This is a genomic window from Pseudonocardia ammonioxydans (assembly GCF_900115005.1).
Classification (GTDB): Bacteria; Actinomycetota; Actinomycetes; order Mycobacteriales; family Pseudonocardiaceae; genus Pseudonocardia; species Pseudonocardia ammonioxydans.
The window spans coordinates 50,541-69,005 of the sequence record NZ_FOUY01000006.1 but is presented as its reverse complement, the minus strand read 5'-3'; the positions used below and the strand labels follow the sequence as shown (position 1 = coordinate 69,005).

Below are 18,465 nucleotides of genomic sequence, written 5' to 3'. Positions count from 1 at the left end.
GTCGTGTCCCCGTCGTCGTGCCGGCGTGCTACTTCTTCTCGCTGCTCCCGGCCAGCGTGCCGAGGTAGAGCTCGATGACCTTGGGGTCGTTCAGGAGCTCCCGCCCGCCGGCGGTGTAGGCGGACCGGCCCTGGTCGAGGACGTACCCGCGGTCGCAGATCTGCAGGCACCGGCGGGCGTTCTGCTCGACCATGATGACCGAGACCCCGGCGGCGTTGATCCGCTTGCAGCGCACGAACACCTCGTCCTGCAGCATCGGTGACAGGCCGGCCGACGGCTCGTCGAGCAGCAGCACCGAGGGCTGCATCATCAGCGCCCGTCCCATCGCGACCATCTGCCGCTCGCCGCCGGACAGCGATCCGGCCTTGGTCCTGCGGCGCTGCCCCAGCATCGGGAACAGGTCCGCGACCTCGGCGAACCGCGCCGCGAACGACCGCGGCCGCAGGAACACCCCCATCTCCATGTTCTCCTCGATCGAGAGGGAGGGGAACACGTTGTCCCGCTGGGGCACGTAGCCGAGCCCCTTGGTGACCAGCGCGTGCGCCTTGGCGCCGGTGATGTCGGAGTCGCGCAGCCGGACGGTCCCGCTGCGTACCGGGATCAGCCCGAACATGGCCTTGAGCAGCGTCGACTTGCCGGCCCCGTTCGGGCCGATGATGCCGACGATCTCCCCGTCGCGCAGGAAGAAGTCGCTGCCGTTGAGGATGTCGACGCCCGGCACGTAGCCCGCGACGAGCGAGTCGACGCGCAGCAGTGCGCCCTCGGCGAGCTCGCGGTGCACCTCCGGGGTGGCCGCCTGCTCGGCGTCGTTCTCCGGAGCGGTGTGATCCGGAGCGGTGTGGTCCGGAGTGTGGGGGCCCGGTCCCGCGGTCTCGCTCATGCGCGCTTCTCCTCATCGGAGGTCGGGGCATCGGGCGTCGAGGCATCGGAGGCCGGGGTCTCGGGAGCCGGGGCATCCGCCCCGATCTCCTCGGCCTCCATCTCGGCGACCAGCTCGGCGGTCTCGCCGACCGGGTTGCCCTCGTCGTCGAACTCGAGCACCTGGTCGTGGTGCGCACCCAGGTAGGCGTCGACGACGGCCTGGTTGGACGACAGCTCCTCCGGCGGCCCCTCGGCGATCACCTGCCCCTGCGCCATCACGACCACCCAGTCGCTGATGTCGCGGATGACGTCCATGTCGTGCTCGACGAACACCACCGTCATGCCCTCGTCGCGCAACGACTTCACGTGGCCCAGCAGGCTCTGCGTGAGCGCCGGGTTCACCCCGGCCATCGGCTCGTCGAGCATGACGACCTTCGGGTTCATCATCAGTGCCCGGGCCATCTCCAGCAGCTTCCGCTGCCCGCCGGACAGCGACCCCGCGAGGTCGCCGGCCTTGGCGTCCAGGTTGAACCGGGACAGCAGGGTCCGCGCCCGCTCGGTGATCTCGCGTTCCTGCGCGCCCCACCCGGTGAACAGCGCCCCGAAGAAGCTCTCGCCGCGCTGCCCGGTGGCCCCCAGCTTCATGTTCTCCATGACCGTCATGCCGGCCAGGGCCTTGGTGAGCTGGAAGGTGCGGACGACGCCGCGGCGGGCCACCCGGTGCGGCGGCAGCGACTGCAACGGTTCACCCTCGTGGACCCACGAGCCGCTGTCGGCCTTGTCGAAGCCGGTGAGCAGGTTGAACAGGGTGGTCTTGCCGGCCCCGTTGGGCCCGATCAGGCCGGTGATGGCGCCGCGCTGGAACTCCACGTGCGCCACGTCGACGGCGCGGAGGCCGCCGAAGGTGCGGGTGACGCCGTCGACGGTGAGCACCGGGTCCGGCTTGGCCGCGCCCGGTTCCGGGGGGACGCCGGCCAGCGCGCGGCGGAGGTCCGTCCGGCCGGCCGGGGCCGGTGCGTCCTCGCCGCCGGCGACGTCGCGGGTGACCGCGGTGTCGGTGTTCTCGGTGTCGGTGTCATCGGCACGTCCGGCGTCGTTGCTCTGGTCAGCGGCCATCGCCGAGCACCTCCCTCCGGCGTCCGAAGATGCCCTGTGGTCGGAACACCATCATGAGGCCCAGGAACAGTCCGACGAGCACGAACCGGATCGCGCCGACGTCCTGGGACGAGATGAAGGGCAGCAGCGGGTTCTCACCCGCGGTGGCCTGACGCAGGAACGCGTCGGCGACCGAGAGCAGGAACCAGAACAGCATCGCACCGATCACCGGCCCGAGCACCCGGCCCGCACCGCCGAGGATGAGCGCGGCGTAGGCGAAGAACGTCTGCGGCGGCGAGTAGAAGTCCGGCGTCAGCGACTGGGTCGCCAGCGCGAGCACGATCCCGCCGAGGGCGCCGAACACGCCGCCGAGCGCGAGCGCCTGCATCTTGTAGGCGAACACGTTCTTGCCCAGCGCGCGGGCCGCGTCCTCGTCCTCGCGGATCGCCTTGATGACCCGGCCCCACGGGCTGCGCACGAGCAGCCAGGTGAGCAGCACGCACAGCGCGACGACGGTCCAGCCCATGAGAATCGCCCACAGGTCCGGCCCGCGGATCTCGAGTCCGAGGATCGTGTAGGACGGCTGGGTGAACGGGTTCAGCGCGGCGAACGAGTCGCCGAAGCCGGTGAGGCCCTGGGTGCCGCCGGTGAACTCGGTCTGCGAGGTCGACCGGGTGACCAGGCGCAGGATCTCCGACGCCGCGATGGTGACGATCGCCAGGTAGTCGGCGCGCAGCCGCAGGGTCGGGATGCCCAGCACCAGCGCCATGACCACCCCGCAGGCCATGCCGATCAGGACGCCGAGCCAGAGCGGGGCGCCGTAGTTGGCCACCGAGATGCCCATGCCGTACGCCCCGACCAGGGCGAACCCGATCTGTCCGAAGTTGAGCAGTCCGGTGTAGCCGAAGTGGATGTTCAGGCCGAGCGCCAGCAGCGCGAAGAAGATGGCCGACGGGCCGATCAGCTGGGAGATCCCGACCGTCAGGAGCTGTCCGAAGTCGATCATGGGGTTCCCCTCAGCCGATCCGGGCCCTGGACCCGAGCAGGCCCTGCGGACGGAACACCAGGATCACGATCAGCACCGCCAGGCCGCCCAGGTACTTGAGGTCCAGGGGCAGCACGAGCGTCGAGAGCTGGACGAGGATGCCGACGATCAGGCAGCCCAGCAACGCGCCGTACGCGGTGCCGAGCCCGCCGAGGATGACGCCGGCGAACATCAGCAGCAGCAGCCGGAAGCCCATCTCGTACTGCACGGTGCTGGAGAGCTCGGAGAGCGCGAACAGCACGCCGCCGAGGGTGGCGAGCGCGCCGCCGAGCATCCAGACGAACAGGATCACCCGGTCGACGTTGATGCCCGAGGATGCGGCCAGGTCCCGGTTGTCGGCGACGGCGCGCATGGCCTTGCCGATCCGGGTCTTCTGCAGCAGCAGCGCGACGGCGACCAGCACCACGATCGCGATGACGATCGCGGAGAGGTCCTTGTCGGTGAGCGCGATCGGGCCGTAGTCGCGCACGGTCTGGGCGGTGTAGTCGGTGAACGACTCGGAGCGTCCGCCGAAGAAGATCAGCACGAGGTAGCGGAGCGCGATCGAGAGGCCGATCGAGACGACGAGCTGGGCGATGAGCCCGGCCCCGCGCCGGCGTAGCCGGCGCCAGATGCCGAGCTCGTTGGCGGCGCCGAGCAGGGCCCCGACGACCATCGCCATGATCGTCGCGGGGATCAGCTGGACGCCCCCGGCGACGTTGATGTACCAGGCGACGACGGCGCCGATGGTGACCATCTCGCCGTGCGCGAAGTTGGTGAGCCCGGTCGTCCCGAAGATCAGTGACAGGCCGATCGCCGAGATGCCGATGACCAGGCCGAACCGGATGCCGTCGACCAGCAGCCGCAGGACGGTCACGAACCCGGCGCCGCCGCTGCCCTCGACCTCCTCGCCGAACCGGAAGACCACAGTGTTCAGCGACCCGTCGCTGACCTCGCGGGTGGTCTCGCCCTGCAGCACCTCGGTGCCGGGCGGGAGCGTGCTCTCGTCGAGCCGGAACGTGTAGCTGCCGGCCGCCGGGACGCTGAGCTGCCAGCGGCCGTCGGCCTGTGAGGTGGCCTCGGCGACCGGGGTGCCGTCGCGCTCCGCGACGATCGTGACGGCGGGCAGCGGGTCACCCGCCTGGTTGCGGAGGGTCCCGCTGACGTCGATGCCGTCCTGTTCCTGCGCCGGGGCGGCCGACGCGGTGGCCGGGGCCGGCGCGGTGGGTGCGGGTGCGGCGGCGAGCGCGGTGCCGGACAGCATGACCGTGCCGAGCAGCGCGATCATCAGTCCGATCAGCCAGCGGACCGCGGCCGGGATCGGGGACCGTCGCGGGACGCCCGCGCGGCCCCCCGCGCGTTGGGCTCTCCCGTGGGGCGGGATGCGGGGTGGAGACAACGTTGTCCGTCCTCGTGGGGCCGTCCGGCGACCACCCGGGTGGGTGATCGTGGCGAACGTAACCGAGGAGCGGACTGGTACGAACGTCTCGGACGCGGCCGTGGCCGAGACGTAACCCGGTGGTGTCCCGGGGCGACGATCAGGACACGTGCGGTCGTGTGTCGCGGTGCAGGCAGGTCAGCTTCGCGGTGCAGACGCGGCGGCCGTCGTCGTCGACGAGGACGATCTCCGAGGTCGAGGTGGACCGTCCGACGTGGAGCGGGCGCGCGGTCCCGGTGACGAACCCGGATGTGGCCGACCGGTGGTGGGTGCAGGCCAGCTCCAGCCCGACCGGGAACCGCTCGGGCATCGAGTGCAGTGCCGAGAGGGTCGACCCCACGGTCTCGGCGAGGACCGCGTTGGCGCCGCCGTGCAGCAGCCCGTACGGCTGGCGGTTGCCCTCGACCGGCATCCGCGCGACGACCTCGTCGAGGTCCGCCTTGAGGATCTCGATGCCCATCCGGGTCGCGAGTTGTTCCGCGGCGTGCTCGGGCTGCATCTCGGGGAGCGAGGCGGGATCGATCGGCACGGGTCGATCCTAGGCCCTGCGCACGGGGACCCCGGACGGCCCCGGGAGCGGCGCCGGACACATTCGGGGCCCCACGAGTTGCCGGACCCCGGCCGGAGGACGATGTTGCGACTGCACATTCTCCGGCAGCACGGTCCCCGGACCGACGGTGCCGCTTCCCGAACGGTTCCCGAACGGAATGAGAGGTCGATGGCGAACGACGACAGGCCCACCGCAGCCCAGGCGTGGTCGGCGATGCTCGAGGGCAACGGGCGTTGGCGACGGGACGAGCGCCGTGACCCCCGGCGTTCCGCGGAGGAACGGGCGGCCGCGGTCGCCGGGCAGACCCCCGACGCCATGATCCTCTCGTGCTCGGACTCCCGGGTGCCCTCGGAGCTGGTGTTCGACCTCGGGCTGGGGGACCTGTTCGTCGTCCGGACGGCCGGGCAGGTCGTGGACGACGCCGTGCGCGGCACCCTCGCGTTCGGCGCCGGGGCGCTCGGCATCCCGCTGCTGGTCGTGCTCGGCCACTCGCAGTGCGGCGCGGTGAAGGCCGCGGTGTCGGTGGCCGGGGGAGCGCCCGCGCCGCAGCCGCGGACCCTGGGGGAGCTGGTCGACGACATCGTCCCGGTGTGCCTGGGCGCCGACGACGGTGGAGCCGGCGGGGTCGCGGACGACACCGCCGCGGTGGCCGCCGCCGTGGACGCCAACGTCCGGCGGGTGGTGGCCCAGCTGACGGCCGACCCGTCCCTGTCCGGCGCGGTGTGCAACAACCGTCTGACGATCATCGGCGCGCGCTACGAGCTGGAGACCGGGGCCGTCGTCGAGGTGTGACCCGGCCCGGCGGCTCACCCCGGCCGGCGGGTCACGAAGATCGCCGTGCCGGGGAACAGCTCGCCGCGCAGCGGGGACCACTGCCCCCAGACCCGGTCGTGCCCCTCCGGCCACTCCGGCTCGACGAGGTCCTCCAGCACCAGCCCGGCGGCGACGACGTCGCGGACCCGGTCGCCGAGAGTGCGGTGGTGCTCGACGTAGGTGGCCCGGCCGTCGCCGTCGACCTCCAGGTAGGGCGTGCGGTCGAAGTAGGACTGGGTGACGGTCAGTCCCGCGGGGCCGGGGTCGTCCGGGAAGATCCAGCGCATCGGGTGGTTCACCGCGAACACCCAGCGGCCGCCGGGGCGCAGCACCCGGTGCACCTCGCGCATCACGCGCCCGGGATCGGCCACGAACGGGATCGCCCCGAACGCCGAGCAGGCGAGGTCGAACACGCCGTCGGCGAACGGCAGGTGCTCGGCGCCGGCCTGCACCAGCGGCACGGCCGTCCCGACCCGCTCGTTCAGCGCGGCGGCGTGCCGGAGCATCCCGCCGGAGACGTCGAGGGCCACCGGGTGCGCTCCCCGCCGGGCCAGCCAGCGGCTGCATGGTGCCGAGCCGGCGCCGATCTCGAGGATCCGCCTGCCGGGCAGGGACGCGGCCGGCCCCAGCAGCTCCGCCTCGTCCTCGTGCAGATTCTCCGGGCACCACACGAAGTCGGCGTCACCGATGTCGGAGCCGTGCTCGGCGAGGTAGTCGTCGGCGTCGGCGTCCCACCAGCGGCGACCCGCGGCTTCGGACTCGGCACTGCCGACGCGGCGCCGGGCCACCCCGGCGGTGCCGACGGCGGCCTCGGCGGAGAAGTACTCGTCGCGGCTGCTCATGTCGTCCCGATCGTCATGTCGTCCCGATCGTCCCAGTGCGGGCGACCACGACGATTACCGGACCCGCATTGCCCCGGTGATTCGTGGCCGCGTAGCATGATTCGCGCATCGTGGTCAACGTGTCGGCGACTGCCCGGCGCCACTCCTGCGCCGGTTCGCGGCCCCGCCGCCGCACCGGAGCAGGGACCACGCGATCGACGCTTGAGGGTGACTGCTACAACGTCACAGCTACACGCACCAGAACCGGTGAGCGTTGCTGCAGCAGCGCGGCACCGAGCCGACCACGCCAGAAAATCCATCGGAGCACCCCACTACATGTCCACCGACACCACCGCCGCCCCGACCACGCCGCAGGTCGCTATCAACGACATCGGGTCGGAGGAGGAATTCCTCGCCGCCATCGACCTGACGATCAAGTACTTCAACGATGGCGACATCGTCGAGGGCACCATCGTCAAGGTCGACCGTGACGAGGTCCTGCTCGACATCGGCTACAAGACCGAGGGCGTCATCCCCTCGCGGGAGCTGTCGATCAAGCACGACGTCGACCCCGCAGAGGTCGTCGAGGTCGGCGAGTTCGTCGAGGCCCTCGTCCTCCAGAAGGAGGACAAGGAAGGCCGTCTGATCCTGTCCAAGAAGCGCGCCCAGTACGAGCGCGCCTGGGGCACGATCGAGGCCCTCAAGGAGGCCGACGAGCCGGTCGAGGGCACCGTCATCGAGGTCGTCAAGGGCGGCCTCATCCTGGACATCGGGCTCCGGGGCTTCCTGCCGGCGTCGCTGGTCGAGATGCGCCGCGTGCGCGACCTGCAGCCCTACGTCGGTCGCAAGATCGAGGCCAAGATCATCGAGCTGGACAAGAACCGCAACAACGTGGTCCTGTCCCGCCGCGCCTGGCTGGAGCAGACCCAGTCCGAGGTCCGCAGCGAGTTCCTCAACCAGCTGCAGCGCGGGCAGGTCCGCAAGGGCGTCGTCTCGTCGGTGGTCAACTTCGGTGCGTTCGTCGACCTGGGCGGGGTCGACGGCCTGGTGCACGTCTCCGAGCTCTCGTGGAAGCACATCGACCACCCGAGCGAGGTCGTCGAGGTCGGCCAGGAGGTCACCGTCGAGGTGCTCGACGTGGACCTCGACCGCGAGCGTGTCTCCCTGTCGCTGAAGGCGACCCAGGAGGACCCGTGGCGGCTCTACGCCCGGACCCACGCGATCGGCCAGATCGTGCCGGGCAAGGTCACCAAGCTGGTGCCGTTCGGCGCGTTCGTCCGCGTCGAGGAGGGCATCGAGGGCCTGGTGCACATCTCCGAGCTGGCCGAGCGCCACGTCGAGGTGCCGGAGCAGGTCGTGCAGGTCGGCGACGACGCCATGGTCAAGGTCATCGACATCGACCTCGACCGGCGCCGCATCTCCCTCTCGCTGAAGCAGGCGAACGAGGGCATGACGCCCGAGACCGAGTTCGACCCGACCCGGTACGGCATGGCCGCCGAGTACGACGACCAGGGGAACTACATCTACCCCGAGGGCTTCGACGTCGACACCGGCGACTGGAAGGAAGGCTACGACGAGGCCCGCGCGGCCTGGGAGAAGCAGTACGCCGAGGCGCACGCCCGCTACGAGCAGCACATGGCGCAGCTCCGCAAGGCCGCCGAGGCCGAGGCGGAGGGTGGCGACGACGTCGCGCCGGCCAACTACTCCTCCGGCGGTGGTGAGGAGCGCTCCGGTGGCGGGCAGTCCTCGTCGTCGGAGTCGGGTGGCTCGCTGGCCAGCGACGAGCAGCTCGCCGCCCTGCGCGAGAAGCTCTCCGGCGGGGCCTGAGCAGCCCACCCGGTCCCGCGCGGACCGGACCCGGCGTCGCCCTGACGCCGCAGTCGCACCGAGCCCCGGTGACCGTCACGGTCGCCGGGGCTCGGCGCATTTCGTCGCCGAGTGGTCGGTACGGCCGGGTGAACGGCCGGTGGACGGCGCTCGCCGTTGCACGGCGTGTCGGTGGGGACGCGCCGGGTCGAGATCACGTTTCGGCACCGGTCCATAACGCTCCGGACGCGCCGGAGGAGTCGATCTTCCTCTCCGCCTAGATTGGTGGACATGGTCGGCCGCTCCGTCCGCCGGACGCGATCCGGCACGTTCCCGCCCCAGACGTCCTCCTCTCCCTCCCGTGCGCGCCGTCGCCGGGTGGCCCTGCTCGCCGGGGTCGCACTCGGTGCGGGTGTCCTCTCCGGATGCGGTGTCGCCTCCGGTGATGCCGGGATCGCCGTGCCGACCTTCGCGGCCGACGAGTCCGGGAACGACGGCGGCGGCGCGGAGCCGATCCCGATCGCCCTGCCGACCGACTGCGCGCAGCTGATGGACCCCGAGCAGGCGGGGGCGCTGTTCGGGCAGGCACTCGGGTCGGTGTCGGTGCAGACGGTGCGCGGGGTGCCGGCGCCGTCGGTGAACCGCACCGAGCGGACCGCGTGCACTTACCGCGCCGGTGGGCAGCAGAACGCGTTCGGAGCCGGCGCCCGCAACAGCGGCCCGGAGCTCTACCACCTCAACATCGGTCGCTACGGCGACACCGCGTCGGCGAACCGGCAGTGGCAGCTCAACACCAACGCCGAACGGTCGAACGCGATCGGCTCGCGCGACATCACCGTCGGCACCGTGCCCGGCGTGCTGATCGAGCGGCCGGACGAGACGACGCTGGCCATGGTCTACGGCGTCGACACGCTGACGTTCGTCCTGCCGGTCGCCGCGCCCGGCCAGAGCCGCCCGGCCGCCGAGACGCTGCCGGACCTGGCGCAGCGGATCCTCCCGGCACTGGCCCCGACCCAGCCGCCCGCGGCGCGGCCGACCGCGGCGCCGGCCGCGCCGGCCGGCACCCCGGAGGCCGGGGCACCGGCGCCGCAGGCGGGCCGCGCGGCCGGCACCCCGGCGGGAACCACCTGACCGACGGCCCGCCGACCGGGTGCCCGCTGACCGGGTGCCCGCCGACCGGGAGCCCACGGACGGGCCGGTCGCGGCTACGGTGATCATGTGCTGCGGACAGGGTTGACCGGAGGAATCGGGGCGGGCAAGTCCACCGTCGCGCGCCGTCTCGTCGAGCGGGGGGCGGTGCTGGTCGACTCCGACCGGATCGCCCGCGAGGTCGTCGCGGCCGGCAGCGAGGGGCTCACCGCGGTCGTCGAGGCGTTCGGTGCCGGTGTGGTGGGCCCGGACGGTGAGCTCGACCGTCCGGGGCTGGCGTCGATCGTCTTCGGGGACCCGGACGCCCGGCGCACGCTCGACGGCATCGTCCACCCGCTGGTGCGGGCACGCTCGGACGAGCTCGTCGCCGCCGCCGGCCCGGACAGCATCGTCGTGCAGGACGTGCCGCTGCTCGTCGAGGGCGGGATGGCGCCCGCGTTCCCGCTGGTCGTCGTGGTGGGGGTGGACGCCGAGGAACGGGTCCGCCGCCTGGTCTCGGCCCGGGGGATGGCCGAGCAGGACGCGCGGGCCCGGATCGCCGCCCAGGCCACCGACGAGCAGCGCCGCGCCGCCGCGGACGTGTGGCTGGACAACTCCGGCGACGAGGACGGTACCCGTCGCCGGGTCGACGCCCTGTGGGACGAGCGGCTCGTCCCGTTCGAGGAGAACCTGCGCCTCGGCCGGCCCGCACCGGACGGCCCGCCCCGCCTGGTGGAGCCGGACCCGGGCTGGGTGGCGCAGGCGCGCCGGCTCGCCGACCGGGTCGCGACCGCGACCGGCGGGCTGGCCCGCGGCGTCGAGCACGTGGGGGCCACCGCGGTGCCCGGGCTCGTCGCCCGGGACGTGCTCGACCTGCAGCTGGGCGTGGCGTCGCAGGCCGACGCGGAGCGGACGGGCGCCCTGCTCGCCGCCGCGGGCTTTCCCGCCGATCCGGTCCCGCCGGGCGCGGACCCGCTGCCGGACGGGGCCGGCACCCTGCGGGTGCACCGGTCCGCCGACCCGGGCCGGCCCGCGGTCGTCGTCGTCCGGGTCCACGGCTCGCCGGCCTGGGAGCACGCCCTCGGCCTCCGTGAACGGCTCCGCACGGACGAGCGGGCGCGGGACGGCTACGCCGAACGGAAGCGGGCCGCGGCGGCCCTGTACAGCGAAGATCCGGATGCGCGCCGCTACGTTGCGCACACGGCCGCATGGCAAGCAGACCCGAACGGGTGAACCGGAGCGGCCGTGTGACATGGACCGTGGCACCCGCGTGAAGATCCCACCGTTTCTGTAACGGTTCTCGCTCGTTGGTCGATCAGGCGGGGAGAGAGCGCCGGCGCTCCCGTTCCGCCGAGGTACGGGCGGGTTTCCGCCGATCGCGCCGCCAGCCGGCCCGATCGGAGACCGGACCCGGGTACGGCGACGAGAGGACACGGGGTTGAGCACGGTGGCGCAGCGATACGGAGCGGACGGCGACTACGCCGGGTCCGATCGCGTGCCGGGGACCCCCCATCCGGACGAGTACGGGTACGGCTCGTACACGGGTGACGGCCCGGGCGCGCATGACGTCCCGGCCGGCGGTGCCGACGCGTGGACCGGCTGGGCGGAGGAACCGCCGCCGATCAGTGGCGCGCTCGTGCACCAGCACCGCACGCTGCCGCACGGCGAGCTGCGCGCCGACTTCGGTGCGCACCTGGAGACGCACTACCCGCGCCTGGTCGCCCAGCTCTACGCCATCACGCTGCACCCGCAGGACGCGCACGACGCGGTCCAGGACGCCTACTCCCGGGCCTGGCGCCGCTGGCGTGTGCTGCGCGGCTCCGGGCCGGGGGACGCCGGGCCGGGCCGGTCCGGGCACGAGGACGCCGCGGTGGGGTGGGTCCGCCGGGTCGCCATCCGCACCTCGATGCGCGGCCGGTTCCTGCGGTTCGGGCGCCGCCGCCGTCCCTCGCCGGAGGAGACCGACCCGCGGACCGGCGCGCTGCTCGAGGCGCTGGGCCGGCTCGCTCCCGCGGACCGGCGTGCGGTGGTGCTGCACCACATGGCGGGCCTGCCGACGGCTGCGGTGGCGGAGCTGGAAGAGGTCACCGAGCAGGAGGTCCGGCGGCGGCTCGCGCGGGGGCGCGAGATCGTCACCGAGGGCATGGCCGAGGTGCTCGAGGAGATCGTCGGGGCGCCCGGTGCGCCACAGGACGGCGGGTTCACCCGCGCCGTCGAGGGGGGACGGGCATGAACGGGTACGGCGACATCGACCGCGAGTTCCAGCGGTTGGACGACGTGCTGGCGGCGGCGGTCCCGCTGCCGGCCGTCGACGAGGTCATCGCCCGCGCCGCGGGTGCCCGGCGCGCCACGTCGGCCGCCGCGGCCGCGGTGCTCACGGTGGGTTCGCTCGGCGGGATCACCGCGGTGGCGACCGCGGCCGCGCCCGGGGGCTCGTTCGTCGGGCCGCCGTTCGCGATCGCCTCGCCGGACACCACCGCGCCGACCCCGGAGCGGATCGCGACGGGGGAGCCGGGCAGCGCGCCGGCCACCGGCCGGGACCTGCCGCCCGCCTTCGACCCGAGCACCGCCGCGGGACAGGCCGGGGCGCCGGGCGGGGCCGCGTCCCCGGGCCCGGACACGCCGGCCGGCGTGGCCCCGGTCCTGCCGGCGCCGCCGCCTGGTGGTGGCGCGCCCGTGCCCCCGCCGCCCGCGCCGGTGGACCCGCCACCGCCGTCCGACGACGGTCCGCCGCCCGGTGGCGGTGGCCCGGGTGAGGACGGTCCCGGCGACGGTGGCCCGGGCGGGGGCGGTCCGGGCGATGGTGATCCGGGCGATGACGAGGGGTCGCCGGATCCCACGACGCCGCCCCCGGACCCGACGACGCCGCCGGATCCGACGACGACTCCATCGGAGACGCCGGACCCGACGACGCCGCCGACGACCACCTCGCCGCCGTCGTCGTCGAACGGGGAGGGCTCCCCGGAGCCGCCGCCCACGAGCAGCTCCGCGCCCACCACGACGTCGTCGGCCGCGCCGACCTCGACGTCCGGGGGTGCCGGACCCACCAGCAGCAGCGGCGGGAGCAGCACCGCCACGGGCGGCTCGTCGACCAGCGCGGTCGGGCTCGGGCCCGCCGCCCGGCCGGTGGTCTGACCCGGACCGTCAGCCGGCCTGCCCGGCCGGCGGCGCGGGGTCGGCGCGCGGGCCCAGGTCGATGCCGAGCGACCCCAGCCAGGCGTCGTGGTCGTGCCCGTGCCGGGCCAGCCCGTCCAGCACGGTGTGCGAGCGTTCGAGTGCGTACTCGGCGACCGCGGGCGTGAGCAGGCCCTGGGCGACGGCCGCGACGTACTCGTCGAGGTCGACGACCTCGGTCTCCCGGCCCCGGCGCACCACCAGGTCCAGGTACAGGTCGGTCATCGCGACCCGGGGCCCGTCGCGGGTGAACGACGCGATGTCGATGTAGACGTCCTGGTCGCGCTCGTGGCCCGGGCGCCACCGCCAGTCCGACAGGCAGATCCCGAGCTCCGGGAGGACCCAGGACTCGATCCACCAGGCGTTCGGCCGGGCCACGACCGGGCGGGACAGGTAGAAGCCCCAGTCCTCCTCGCGGAGCGTCTCGATCGCGCGGCGGGTGCCCTTGGTGTCGAACTGGGCGTGGTCGTCGAGGTCGAAGAGCTGCGTCTTGGGCGGGTGCACGGGTGCATGGTGCCCTGCCGGGCGCCGTGCGACGCGAAAGTGTCGGTGCTCGCTCGTACCCTGGTGTCATGGCATTCGCGACCGAGGTCCCGGGCAGCGCCGCCGACGTGCGTGGCAACGCGGAGATCCGCGTCCAGCCCGAGGCGCACCCGGACGCCGGGACCACCCCCTCCGGCACCCCGCTCGCGCACTCCGAGCACCGCCCGGTCGGCGAGATCGAGCGCCGCGACGGCCGGTTCCGGGTCGTCAGCGAGCACAAGCCGGCCGGTGACCAGCCGACCGCGATCGCGGAGCTCGACAGCAGGCTGCGCGGCGGCGAGCAGGACATCGTGCTGATGGGCGCCACCGGTACCGGTAAGTCGGCGACCACGGCGTGGCTGATCGAGCAGCAGCAGCGGCCGACGCTGGTGATGGCGCCGAACAAGACCCTCGCCGCGCAGCTGGCGAACGAGCTGCGGGAGATGCTGCCGCACAACGCCGTCGAGTACTTCGTCTCGTACTACGACTACTACCAGCCCGAGGCGTACATCGCGCAGACCGACACCTACATCGAGAAGGACAGCTCGATCAACGACGACGTCGAGCGGCTGCGCCACTCGGCGACGATGAACCTGCTCTCGCGGCGCGACGTCGTGGTGGTCGCGTCGGTGTCGTGCATCTACGGCCTCGGTACGCCGCAGTCCTACCTCGACCGGTCGGTGCCGCTGCAGGTCGGGGACGAGGTCGAGCGCGACCGGCTGCTGCGCCTGCTGGTCGACGTCCAGTACACGCGCAACGACCTGTCGTTCACCCGCGGCACGTTCCGGGTCCGCGGGGACACCGTGGAGATCATCCCCGCCTACCAGGAGCTCGCCCTGCGGATCGAGTTCTTCGGGGACGAGATCGAGGCGCTCTACCACCTGAACCCGCTCACCGGGGACACGGTCGAGCAGGTCGACGAGATCCGGATCTTCCCGGCCACCCACTACGTGGCCGGCCCGGACCGCATGGAGCGGGCGGTGCGCGACATCGAGTCCGAGCTGGAGCAGCGGCTCGAGCAGCTGGAGAACCAGGGCAAGCTGCTGGAGGCGCAGCGGCTGCGGATGCGTACGCAGTACGACATCGAGATGATCCGGCAGGTCGGGTTCTGCTCGGGCATCGAGAACTACTCGCGGCACATCGACGGCCGCGACGCCGGCACCGCCCCGGCCACCCTGATCGACTACTTCCCGGAGGACTTCCTCCTGGTCGTCGACGAGTCGCACGTGACCGTGCCGCAGATCGGCGGCATGTACGAGGGCGACATGTCCCGCAAGCGCAACCTCGTCGAGTACGGCTTCCGGCTCCCGTCCGCGGTCGACAACCGGCCGCTGACCTGGGAGGAGTTCGCCGACCGGATCGGGCAGACGGTGTACCTGTCCGCGACCCCCGGGCCCTACGAGCTCAACCGCACCGGCGGGGAATTCGTCGAGCAGGTCATCCGCCCGACCGGGCTGGTCGACCCGGAGGTCGTCGTGAAGCCGACCAAGGGCCAGATCGACGACCTGGTCGCCGAGATCCGCGACCGCACCGAGCGCGACGAGCGCGTGCTGGTGACCACCCTGACCAAGAAGATGGCCGAGGACCTCACCGACTACCTGCTCGAGCTCGGGATCAAGGTCCGCTACCTGCACTCCGAGGTGGACACGCTGCGCCGGGTGGAGCTGCTGCGCCAGCTGCGGTCGGGCGAGTACGACGTGCTGGTCGGCATCAACCTGCTCCGCGAGGGCCTCGACCTGCCCGAGGTGTCGCTGGTCGCGATCCTCGACGCGGACAAGGAGGGCTTCCTGCGGTCGGGGACCTCGCTGATCCAGACGATCGGCCGCGCGGCCCGGAACGTGTCCGGGCAGGTGCACATGTACGCCGACACGATCACCGACTCGATGCGCTACGCGATCGACGAGACCGACCGCCGCCGGGCCAAGCAGATCGCCTACAACACCGAGCACGGGATCGACCCGCAGCCGCTGCGCAAGCGGATCGCCGACATCCTCGACCAGGTCTACCGGGAGGCCGAGGACACCGAGGCCGTGCCGGTCGGCGGCTCCGGCCGCAACGCCTCGCGCGGCAAGCGGGCCGCGGGGGAGCCGGGCAGGGCACCGGCCACCGGCAGCTCGGGGGTCGCGACGGCGCGGGACACGGCCGGGATGCCGCGGGCCGAGCTGGCCGACCTGATCCAGCAGATGAACGACCAGATGCTCACCGCCGCCCGGGACCTGCAGTTCGAGCTGGCGGCCCGGCTGCGCGACGAGATCTCCGACCTGAAGAAGGAGCTGCGGGGGATGGACGCGGCCGGGGTGAAGTAGACCCGCGACCGGGCGCGGGAACACGGGTCCGGCCCGGTCGAGCGGGCCGGGCGGGTCCGCGCGGGGGCCCGCCCGGGCCTCCCGATACCGTGTTCCTCCGTTCCCACCCGTCCCGGCCGTCCCGACCCGTTGAGAGGTCGCGCGGCCCGAACCCAGCCCGCCCGGCCCCGGCGCGCAGCGGAGGAGCCCGCGTGACCGTCACCCACATCACGCCCGACCCGGACGTGCCCGGCACCCCCGCGGCCGGGGTCATCCCCAGGCTGCGGTCGGCGAGCCTGGCGTGGGCGACGCTCTGGCTGACGGTGCCGTTGCTCGCCGTCGCGCTGTACTGGTCCTGGATCCGGCTCGGTAATTACGCGCTCGATCTGGACATCTACCGGATCGGCGTGCAGGTGTGGATGGCCGGCGGGGACATGTACGGCGAGCTCCCGCCGCCGATGAACGGTCCGGTGCTCCCGTTCATCTACCCGCCGTTCGCGGCGATCATGATGGTGCCGCTGGCCGTCGTGCCCTACGCGGTCGCGTTCACCACGCAGTTCGTCGTCTCGGTGCTGTCGCTGGCGCTGTGCATCGTGCTGGCGATCCGGGTGGCCTGGCGGGCCGGCGGGTGGCGGGCCGCGGTCGTGCTCGGCGTCCCCGCGCTGGCGGCGACGCTGCTGATCGAGCCGGTGGCCCAGACCTTCGCCTTCGGGCAGATCAACCTGCTGCTGATGGCGCTGGTGCTGGCCGACTTCCTCCTGCCCCGCACCTGGTGGCCGCGCGGCATGCTGCTCGGGCTGGCCGCCGCGCTCAAGCTGACCCCGGGCGGCATGGTGCTGTTCTTCCTGGTGCGCCGGGACTGGAAGGCGGCCGGGGTCGCCGTGGTCACCGGGATCGTCGCCACCGGGATCGGGTTCCTCGTCGATGCGGACTCGTCGCTGCGGTACTTCTTCGTGAGCGGCCCGGCGGCCGGGGTGAGCGGCTCGACGTTCTTCTCCAACGAGACCGTGCAGGCGGTGCTGGCGCGCCAGGAGGTCCCGGAGCCCTGGTTCACCGTGCTCTGGCTGCTCGTCGTCGCCGCGCTGCTCGCGCTGGCGCTGCCGGTGATCCGGCGCAGCGAGCCGGTCCTGGCGCTGTCGGCGACCGCCGCCGTCGTGCTCATGGCGACCCCGACCGCCTGGTCGCACCACTGGGTCTGGGTCGTGCCGGCCCTGGTCGGGATCGGCGCGCACGCGCTGCGGTTCCGCTCGGCCACCTGGGCGGTGATCGGAGCGGTGATCGCGACGATCTTCTACCTGGCGCCGTTCCGGTGGATGCCCAACGTGTGGGGCGTCGAGATGAAGTGGAACCTGGCCGAGCAGGTCCTCGGGGCGAGCTACGTCATCCCGGCCACGATCGCGCTCGGGCTGGGCTGCTGGTACGTGACACGCGGCCCGGGCCGTCCGGGCGGGCCGCGTGCGCCCGAGCCGGAGCTGCTGCGCGGCCCGATCTGACGGCCTGACCTTCGGTCGGGCTCCGTCCCCGGAGCGCCGAGCCACCGGCCCGGACCTGCGTACCGTCTACCCTCGGGAGCAGGAGGTGCCTGTGGCCGACAGCGGTGTCCGCGGCAGCGATATCCGGGACGGCGATATCCGGAACGGCGATGTCCGGAACAGCGAAGCCCGGGACCGGGCGAGCATCTGCGCGGTGCGTCCGGGCACCGACCTCGGTCGGCACGCCCGCATGCTCTCCCGGCTGCACGAGGCGGTGCTCTCCGGCGACGCGGCCCCCGACCGGGCGCGCGGACTCGTGGCGCGGTCCTGGGACCGGGTGCGGGCCCAGGGGGTCGATCCCGACGCCGGGGATCCGCCCGGCCCGCTCGACGCCGGTGCCGTCGAGCAGCGGCGGGCCGGCTCGCCGCTCGTCGGCGTCCTGCCCGAGCTGCGCACGGCGCTGACCTCGGTCGCCGAGGACGCCCGGCACGTCATGGTCGTGACCGATGCCGACGGCGTGCTGCTGTGGCGGGAGGGCTCGACGGCGGTCCGGCGGCGCGCCGACGCCCTCGGGTTCACCGAGGGAGCGGACTGGTCGGAGTGCTCGGTCGGTACCAACGCGATCGGCACCGCGCTCGCCGAGGGCGGCCCGGTCCAGATCTTCTCCGCCGAGCACTTCGTCCGCAGCCACCACGGCTGGACGTGCTCGGCGGCGCCGGTGCACGACCCGCGCAGCGGTGAGCTGCTCGGCGTCGTCGACCTCTCCGGGCCCGCCGAGACGGTCCACCCGACGACGGTGGCGCTGGTCAGCACCGCGGTCCGGCTCGCCGAGGCCGGCCTGTGGCGGCGCCACGAGGCGCGGCTCGACATGCTGCGCACGATCGGGTCCCCGATGCTGGCGCGGACCTCCGGCCCCGGGCTGGTCGTCGACGACCACGGCTGGGTCGCGGCCGCCGCCGGACTCCCCGGCATCGAGCGGGTCGCCGCCCCGGCGGCCGACCGGCTCCTCGCGGTCCACGGCCTCGGGACGTGTCTCCCGGAGCCGGTTCCGGGTGGCTGGTTGCTGCGCCCCGCACAGGCCGGGGGCTCCCCACGGATGCGGCTGCACCTGGATCTGGGCGGGCGACCGCCGAACGCCGTCGTCGAGGGCTCCTCGCGCTGGGTGCACCCGCTGTCGACGCGGCACGCGGAGATCCTGGTGCTGCTGGCCCGGGCAGGTGCGTCCGGGCTCGACGCCGCCGCACTGTCCGACGGGCTCTACGGCGACCGGGCGCACCTGGTCACCGTCCGCGCGGAGATGTCCCGGCTGCGCCGCCACCTCGGCGGGATCCTGCTGGCCCGGCCGTACCGGATCGCCCCGGAGGTCGAGGTGGACCTGAGCGGGGTCCGGGAGAGCCGGATCGTCCGCGAGTCCACCGCGCCGGGGCTCGCCGCCGTCCGCCGGGGCTGACCGGCTGCGCGTCCGGCCCGGGCGGC

16 protein-coding genes are annotated in these 18,465 nt (G+C 73.3%); 9 read left to right on the top strand and 7 right to left on the bottom strand.

Going from position 1 to position 18,465, the window contains the following annotated elements; genetic code table 11:
- Window positions 1-28 precede the first annotated feature (28 nt).
- From BM093_RS08075 to BM093_RS08055, 5 genes are all read right to left on the bottom strand, one after another.
- Window positions 29-880 carry an ABC transporter ATP-binding protein gene (locus BM093_RS08075; RefSeq protein WP_245773371.1) on the bottom strand — a complete coding sequence of 284 codons (852 nt, stop codon included), beginning with the start codon at window positions 878-880 and terminating at the stop codon, window positions 29-31.
- On the bottom strand, window positions 877-1,977 hold the full coding sequence (locus BM093_RS08070) for an ABC transporter ATP-binding protein (protein WP_093339686.1): 1,101 nt from the start codon (window positions 1,975-1,977) through the stop codon (window positions 877-879). Before BM093_RS08070 ends, BM093_RS08075 begins: the two co-directional genes overlap by 4 nt.
- Complete coding sequence (locus tag BM093_RS08065; RefSeq protein WP_093339681.1) at window positions 1,967-2,962, bottom strand: branched-chain amino acid ABC transporter permease; 996 nt, start codon at window positions 2,960-2,962, stop codon at window positions 1,967-1,969. The genes BM093_RS08070 and BM093_RS08065 overlap by 11 nt, the downstream gene beginning before the upstream one ends.
- Before the next feature lie 10 nt (window positions 2,963-2,972).
- A complete protein-coding gene (locus BM093_RS08060; RefSeq protein WP_093339678.1) occupies window positions 2,973-4,268 on the bottom strand; it encodes a branched-chain amino acid ABC transporter permease in 1,296 nt (431 codons plus the stop codon).
- A 250-nt stretch (window positions 4,269-4,518) separates the two neighbouring features.
- Complete coding sequence (locus BM093_RS08055) at window positions 4,519-4,917, bottom strand: PaaI family thioesterase (RefSeq protein ID WP_093340092.1); 399 nt, start codon at window positions 4,915-4,917, stop codon at window positions 4,519-4,521.
- Between the two features lie 219 nt (window positions 4,918-5,136).
- Between BM093_RS08055 and BM093_RS08050 the strand changes: the two genes are divergently transcribed.
- Complete coding sequence (locus tag BM093_RS08050) at window positions 5,137-5,760, top strand: carbonic anhydrase (RefSeq protein WP_218162702.1); 624 nt, start codon at window positions 5,137-5,139, stop codon at window positions 5,758-5,760.
- Between the two features lie 14 nt (window positions 5,761-5,774).
- On the opposite strand, the gene BM093_RS08045 is transcribed toward BM093_RS08050, so the two are convergent.
- Window positions 5,775-6,623: a class I SAM-dependent methyltransferase gene (locus BM093_RS08045; RefSeq protein WP_093339667.1), complete on the bottom strand. Its 849-nt coding sequence runs from the start codon at window positions 6,621-6,623 to the stop codon at window positions 5,775-5,777.
- Window positions 6,624-6,938: 315 nt separating this feature from the next.
- Between BM093_RS08045 and rpsA the strand changes: the two genes are divergently transcribed.
- The 5 genes from rpsA to BM093_RS08020 all read left to right on the top strand — a co-directional run bounded on the left by rpsA (window position 6,939) and on the right by BM093_RS08020 (window position 12,671).
- Window positions 6,939-8,429: a 30S ribosomal protein S1 gene (rpsA, locus tag BM093_RS08040; RefSeq protein ID WP_093339663.1), complete on the top strand. Its 1,491-nt coding sequence runs from the start codon at window positions 6,939-6,941 to the stop codon at window positions 8,427-8,429.
- Window positions 8,430-8,786: 357 nt separating this feature from the next.
- Entirely contained in the window at window positions 8,787-9,539 is a 753-nt protein-coding gene (locus BM093_RS08035) for a hypothetical protein (protein WP_093339658.1), read from the top strand.
- A gap of 87 nt (window positions 9,540-9,626) precedes the next feature.
- Complete coding sequence (gene coaE / locus BM093_RS08030) at window positions 9,627-10,769, top strand: dephospho-CoA kinase (protein WP_093339653.1); 1,143 nt, start codon at window positions 9,627-9,629, stop codon at window positions 10,767-10,769.
- A gap of 214 nt (window positions 10,770-10,983) precedes the next feature.
- Entirely contained in the window at window positions 10,984-11,769 is a 786-nt protein-coding gene (locus BM093_RS08025) for an RNA polymerase sigma factor (protein ID WP_143105296.1), read from the top strand.
- Window positions 11,766-12,671 (top strand): hypothetical protein, encoded by a 906-nt coding sequence (locus BM093_RS08020; RefSeq protein ID WP_093339644.1) that lies wholly within the window; start codon window positions 11,766-11,768, stop codon window positions 12,669-12,671. Before BM093_RS08025 ends, BM093_RS08020 begins: the two co-directional genes overlap by 4 nt.
- 9 nt (window positions 12,672-12,680) lie before the next feature.
- Here BM093_RS08020 and BM093_RS08015 read toward each other — a convergent pair whose 3' ends face one another.
- Complete coding sequence (locus BM093_RS08015) at window positions 12,681-13,214, bottom strand: ribonuclease FAU-1 family protein (RefSeq protein ID WP_093339639.1); 534 nt, start codon at window positions 13,212-13,214, stop codon at window positions 12,681-12,683.
- A 68-nt stretch (window positions 13,215-13,282) separates the two neighbouring features.
- On the opposite strand from BM093_RS08015, the gene uvrB reads away from it, so the two are divergent.
- From uvrB to BM093_RS08000, 3 genes are all read left to right on the top strand, one after another.
- Window positions 13,283-15,538 carry an excinuclease ABC subunit UvrB gene (gene uvrB, locus BM093_RS08010; RefSeq protein ID WP_245773370.1) on the top strand — a complete coding sequence of 752 codons (2,256 nt, stop codon included), beginning with the start codon at window positions 13,283-13,285 and terminating at the stop codon, window positions 15,536-15,538.
- Between the two features lie 191 nt (window positions 15,539-15,729).
- Window positions 15,730-17,010 (top strand): glycosyltransferase 87 family protein, encoded by a 1,281-nt coding sequence (locus BM093_RS08005; RefSeq protein WP_093339636.1) that lies wholly within the window; start codon window positions 15,730-15,732, stop codon window positions 17,008-17,010.
- A gap of 229 nt (window positions 17,011-17,239) precedes the next feature.
- A complete protein-coding gene (locus BM093_RS08000) occupies window positions 17,240-18,439 on the top strand; it encodes a GAF domain-containing protein (RefSeq protein WP_093340088.1) in 1,200 nt (399 codons plus the stop codon).
- Window positions 18,440-18,465 lie beyond the last annotated feature (26 nt).

Coding starts and splice junctions, on each gene's coding strand:
- BM093_RS08075 (WP_245773371.1), bottom strand. CDS start 880: ATGAGCGAGACCGCGGGACCGGGCCCCCACACTCCGGACCACACCGCT.
- BM093_RS08070 (WP_093339686.1), bottom strand. CDS start 1,977: ATGGCCGCTGACCAGAGCAACGACGCCGGACGTGCCGATGACACCGAC.
- BM093_RS08065 (WP_093339681.1), bottom strand. CDS start 2,962: ATGATCGACTTCGGACAGCTCCTGACGGTCGGGATCTCCCAGCTGATC.
- BM093_RS08060 (WP_093339678.1), bottom strand. CDS start 4,268: ATGATCGCGCTGCTCGGCACGGTCATGCTGTCCGGCACCGCGCTCGCC.
- BM093_RS08055 (WP_093340092.1), bottom strand. CDS start 4,917: ATGCAGCCCGAGCACGCCGCGGAACAACTCGCGACCCGGATGGGCATC.
- BM093_RS08050 (WP_218162702.1), top strand. CDS start 5,137: ATGGCGAACGACGACAGGCCCACCGCAGCCCAGGCGTGGTCGGCGATG.
- BM093_RS08045 (WP_093339667.1), bottom strand. CDS start 6,623: ATGAGCAGCCGCGACGAGTACTTCTCCGCCGAGGCCGCCGTCGGCACC.
- rpsA (WP_093339663.1), top strand. CDS start 6,939: ATGTCCACCGACACCACCGCCGCCCCGACCACGCCGCAGGTCGCTATC.
- BM093_RS08020 (WP_093339644.1), top strand. CDS start 11,766: ATGAACGGGTACGGCGACATCGACCGCGAGTTCCAGCGGTTGGACGAC.
- uvrB (WP_245773370.1), top strand. CDS start 13,283: ATGGCATTCGCGACCGAGGTCCCGGGCAGCGCCGCCGACGTGCGTGGC.
- BM093_RS08000 (WP_093340088.1), top strand. CDS start 17,240: ATGCTCTCCCGGCTGCACGAGGCGGTGCTCTCCGGCGACGCGGCCCCC.